This window comes from Pseudonocardia ammonioxydans (assembly GCF_900115005.1).
In the GTDB taxonomy this organism is placed as follows: Bacteria; Actinomycetota; Actinomycetes; order Mycobacteriales; family Pseudonocardiaceae; genus Pseudonocardia; species Pseudonocardia ammonioxydans.
In genome coordinates, this window is sequence record NZ_FOUY01000109.1 from 1 (window position 1) to 4,592 (window position 4,592).

Here is a 4,592-nt window from a genome sequence, read left to right on the forward strand (position 1 = left end):
GGGCGCTGCGGGTCCCCCGCGACCTCAAGGAGCTGGGGGTCAGCATCAACAAGGCGACGGTCGTGCTGTCCCAGCGGCTCGGCCGCGCACCGCGGCCCAGCGAGCTCGCCGAGGAGCTCGACGCCGACACCTCGGAGGTCGTGGAGGCGCTCGGAGCCCTGGAGTCCTACCGCGCCGCCTCACTGGACATGCCCGGCCCGGACGGGGAGCTCACCCTCGGCGAGCGGCTCGGCGACGACGACCCCGATCTCGAGACCGCCACGATGCGCGACGAGCTGCGGACCCGGATCGACGCCCTGCCACCGCGGGAGCGGCGCATCCTGCTGCTGCGATTTTTCGGTGACCGGACCCAGTCCGATATCGCCGATGAGATCGGAGTGTCCCAGATGCACGTGTCCCGGCTGCTGAGACAGATCATCGCCCGGCTGCGAGAGGAACTCGTCGACTGACAGTGATCGCAGGTCCCACCGTCCGTAACCGAGCCGGCTCGGTCGGCGCGCGGGACCGGCGACTGCGACTGGTTATCTCACCCCTGCCCGATGGGCACGGCCGTTCCCGCATTCATGTGCCGCAGATGCTGGCGGGTACGCGCCCGATCAGGCGCGGTCGCGAGTTGGGTCGTCCCGCCACCCCAGCGGGTAGCCCCGATCGGTGAGCAGTGCTTTCGCTGAGTCACAGCGCCGCCACGACGGCACCGTTCTGCCGATCCTCGGTCGTGTAACCCAGCTGCTGCTCATGCGCCCGCGTCCCGATCACCGCGGCGGCGCGCGAGGCAACCGATGTCCGTTACCGCTTGAATTCCATCTCTTCCAGGCTGGTCTGGACGGTCCGACCGCTCTCCCACGGGTTCGCTTCGGGTGCCACTTCCGGCGCCGGGATGCCTGCACGGCCATTTCGTTTGTGCACGGTCGAGACTCCTAGCCTTCGGTCCCGCTCTTGGACCAGACCATCGTCCGCCTGTCCGTCCTCGGTGAGGCCCATCATCAATTGCGGGATACCGTACGGGAAGTCGTCTCGATCATATTGCCACGTGTGGAACGTCTTCCCATACGTCGTCACAAGATCGGTGAAGTACGACTTCTCCGCGAGCTCAGGAATGCCTGGGGCGACCAGAATCCCGGACTTGACCTCGTAATGATGACTGTGCCACAGACGCTTCTCCTCCTCCGGGAGGTCCTGGAAGCGTTCCTCGCTGATGATGTACTCGATGCCGATGAGGCGTGCGTCGGCTGCGTTTCGATCGAAGATCACGCACTGATGGAGGTCGGGGCGGAGGTGGACGCAGAAGTGCGACGCCTCCACCTGTCGGCCCATGTCATCGGCATACATGTGGAAGCCGTTCAGGTACGTGCTCATCGCGGCGAGTGGATACTTTGACTGGATCATACCCGATGCCAGGTCTAATGCGCGATGCTTGAACGGGTGCCCCTTGCCGATCTGCGCGGTTGACGCCGCTTTGCGGCGAAATAGTACCGTGGCCGTAGTCGCTACGCCGGTCGCGAATCCGATGCCGAACTTCATTGCCGCCCCTCGACTCAGTCGACGTGTCCGTGAATTGTGGTACGCAGAAGACATGGTGAGCGCATACCCTCTGACCCGGCCCTGAACCCCCTGCCCCACCGCCGTTCACAAGGTGGATCGCGGTCGGCGCCCGGGCGATGAAGACACCATTAGCTATTCGCAGCCGAGAAATCGCAAATGGCGATACAGCTCGGATAGCGTGGCCGACGATCATCCGCGTCGTTCTGGTCTCCGCGGGTAGGTCACCGCCTGCGGCGCCGCAGTCCGACCGGCCAGCGCAGGGTGACGCTGACCACGGCGTCCGCGGACCGGGTCGGGTCGCCGCGCACGGACGGTCAAGACGATCCCACCGCGCGCGACCGGTCGCCTCGGCACGGCACGCGGGTGATCGGCGGCCGTCGGGATGCGTGGGCCCGCCCGCAGGTGTGTCGTGCTCGCGGCCGGGCTGCACCGGACAGGTCCACAGGTGATTATCGGTCGGTCGGTGACGACCTGGGATGACCTGCGTGTTCGGTGCTCGCCCGACCGAATGCGAGGTCGCCGCCCGGAGGTGTGACTCCGCTGGGTCAGTGGGTAACCGATGCCCATGGCGACGGGCTTCCGCAACCGCACCGATGCCGGGCGCCGGCTGGCCCGGCTGGTGCACGAGCACGATCTGCCAGACCCTGTTGTGTTGGGCCTGCCCCGCGGCGGGGTACCGGTCGCCGCCGAGGTGGCGTCGGCGCTGCGCGCGCCACTCGAGGTGTTCGTGGCCCGCAAGCTCGGCGCGCCGGGACATCCCGAGCTGGGCATCGGCGCCATCGCTGAGGGCGGCGGCCTCGTCGTCGACCGCAGTGCAGTCGAGTTCCTCGAACTTACCGACGACGACGTCGCGGCCCTTGCCGCGCCACAGTGGCAGGAGCTGGAGCGACGGGTGCGGCTCTACCGAGGCGAACGGGGCCTTCCCGACCTCGCCGGCCGCGACGTGGTCGTGGTCGACGACGGACTGGCCACCGGGGTCACCGCCGAAGCCGCGCTGCGGGCGCTGCGCGAGCAACGCCCTCGGACGCTCGTGCTGGCCGTACCCGCCTGTGCCGCTTCGACCGTGCAGCGGCTGCGCGGCGAGGCCGATGAGGTGCTGTGCGCGCTCACACCACCGGACTTCACCGCCGTCGGGCGCTGGTACGAGGACTTCACACAGACCAGCGATGCCGAGGTCCTCGAACTACTCGGGCGGGGTGCTCCGGCGACAGGAGGAGCGCACCGGTAAGCGCGCCAGCGACCGGGCTGCTGCGGATTGCCCAGGATGACAGGACCGTTGGCGGTGGCCTGCCAGGCGGCGAGTTCGGCGGGCGGGAACTCCCACCGTTCGGGCGAGAACCGTGCGGCGGCCACGAGGGCGCTGATGTCGGTGTCGGCGGGAGCGGAGTCACCGAGCCGGCCCGCGCCAGGTTGTCTACAGCTCTCCGGACAGGGACATGGCGCTGACCGTGGCGCCGCACCCGCTGTTTGGGGGTCTGACGTGCGGGTATCGCGGGTATGCCATTGGCATCGTAGGTATCAGCTACGCGAGGGAGGATCTGTTGTGACTACTGCACGTGACATCATGACCGCGGACGCGTCCTGTGTTCGCACCGATCAGTCGGTCCAGGAGGCGGCCATCCAGATGGCCGGCCTTGGCGTGGGGGCGTTGCCGATCTGCGGCCAGGACGACAAGCTCAAAGGGATGCTCACCGACCGGGACATCGTGGTGAAGGTGCTGGCCGCCGGTAAGGACTCCCACGCGGTGCACGCCGGGGAACTGGCCCAGGGCGAGGCGGTCACCATCGGCGCCGACGACGACATCGCCGAGCTACTGCAGACGATGGCTCAGCATCAGCTACGCCGCGTGCCGGTGATCGACGGGCACACGCTCGTCGGCCTGGTGGCCCTGGCCGACCTCACCCGCCACCTGGAGGACCCCGACATCGGACTGATCATGGATGCGATCTCCCTGGACTGACCGGCCCCAACACCGACCACGACCCAACGGCCCGGAATGTCTCCTGGACGGGCGCGGGCGCTGCCCGACACCGCGCCGGAGCCCGGCAGCGCCGAGCTTGCCGTGCACACCGTGGGGGAACCGGTCGGGGTCACCGTCGCCGCCCGGAACTGTCGACAGTAGAAGGGGGCGTGGGTGGTGACGGATCCCTCCTCGGGCGAGGTGCGGGCCTCAGACAGCGAACGCGGACTCGTGGTCGAGCGCCTGGCGCGGGCGTTGGAGCGAAGGCGGCTGAGCGTGGACGAGTTCGATACCCGGGTGAGCGCGGCCTATGCCGCCGTCACCCGGGCGGAGCTGGCTGAACTCACACGCGATCTTCCCGGTCGTCTCTGGTAGCGAGGCCCGGACCACCCTCATCCGGCTCTGGGTCACCTGGCCCCTGGTACGCCCAGCTCTGACTCGGCCGGACCGATCCCGGTGGGGTGGGTGCGGCCGTTCCTGCCACTGGTCAGGGCACCGTCGGGCGACTCTCCATCGTTCGAGCCTGAGCTGAGCTTGCCCCCGCGCCGGTCAACGTGTCCGGTGTCAGGGGTCGAGCTGACCATCCTTCCCGGAGCCCGGAGCGTTTCGGCTCCACGTTGTGCGGTGAAGCGCCTCGGACATCTCCGGTTCTGGGAGGAGTCATGCCCGAAAAGGTTCAGCTCGGCACGGTACGTACGCAGATTCCGGCCCGCCTGGACCGCCTGCCCTGGGCGCGGTTCCACACGATGGTCGTGCTCGGCCTGGGCACGGCGTGGATCCTCGACGGGCTCGAGGTGACGATGGTCGGCAACGTCGCCGCCCGGCTGACCGAACCGGGCAGCGGCGTCGACATCACCCCGGCCCACATCGGGCAGGCCGCGGCCATCTACGTGGCCGGTGCCTGCATCGGGGCGCTGTTCTTCGGCGAGCTCACCGACCGCCACGGCCGCAAGAAGCTCTTCATGATCACCTTGGTGATCTACCTGACGGCCACCACGCTCACCGCGTTCACGTTCTCGCCGTGGTGGTTCTTCCTGTGCCGGTTCTTCACCGGCTTCGGGATCGGCGGCGAGTACGCGGCGATCAACTC

Annotated in this window: 6 protein-coding genes; 5 read left to right on the forward strand and 1 reads right to left on the reverse strand. The window is 68.3% G+C overall.

What is annotated here, in order from left to right:
• Positions 1 to 449, forward strand: a 449-nt coding sequence (locus BM093_RS34110; protein ID WP_143105702.1) for a sigma-70 family RNA polymerase sigma factor, incomplete at its 5' end; no start/stop codon positions are given.
• A 337-nt stretch (positions 450 to 786) separates the two neighbouring features.
• On the opposite strand, the gene BM093_RS34115 is transcribed toward BM093_RS34110, so the two are convergent.
• Positions 787 to 1,521: an OBAP family protein gene (locus tag BM093_RS34115; protein WP_093357394.1), complete on the reverse strand. Its 735-nt coding sequence runs from the start codon at positions 1,519 to 1,521 to the stop codon at positions 787 to 789.
• A gap of 586 nt (positions 1,522 to 2,107) precedes the next feature.
• Between BM093_RS34115 and BM093_RS34120 the strand changes: the two genes are divergently transcribed.
• The 4 genes from BM093_RS34120 to BM093_RS34135 all read left to right on the forward strand — a co-directional run.
• Positions 2,108 to 2,770 (forward strand): phosphoribosyltransferase, encoded by a 663-nt coding sequence (locus BM093_RS34120; RefSeq protein WP_093357399.1) that lies wholly within the window; start codon positions 2,108 to 2,110, stop codon positions 2,768 to 2,770.
• Between the two features lie 315 nt (positions 2,771 to 3,085).
• Positions 3,086 to 3,502, forward strand: coding sequence for a CBS domain-containing protein (locus BM093_RS34125; RefSeq protein ID WP_093357402.1), 417 nt, complete (start codon positions 3,086 to 3,088; stop codon positions 3,500 to 3,502).
• A gap of 174 nt (positions 3,503 to 3,676) precedes the next feature.
• Positions 3,677 to 3,877, forward strand: a complete 201-nt coding sequence (locus BM093_RS34130) for a DUF1707 SHOCT-like domain-containing protein (protein WP_218163064.1) — start codon at positions 3,677 to 3,679, stop codon at positions 3,875 to 3,877.
• Between the two features lie 287 nt (positions 3,878 to 4,164).
• Positions 4,165 to 4,592 (forward strand): MFS transporter (locus BM093_RS34135; protein ID WP_143105703.1); only part of this gene is annotated, 428 nt, incomplete at its 3' end.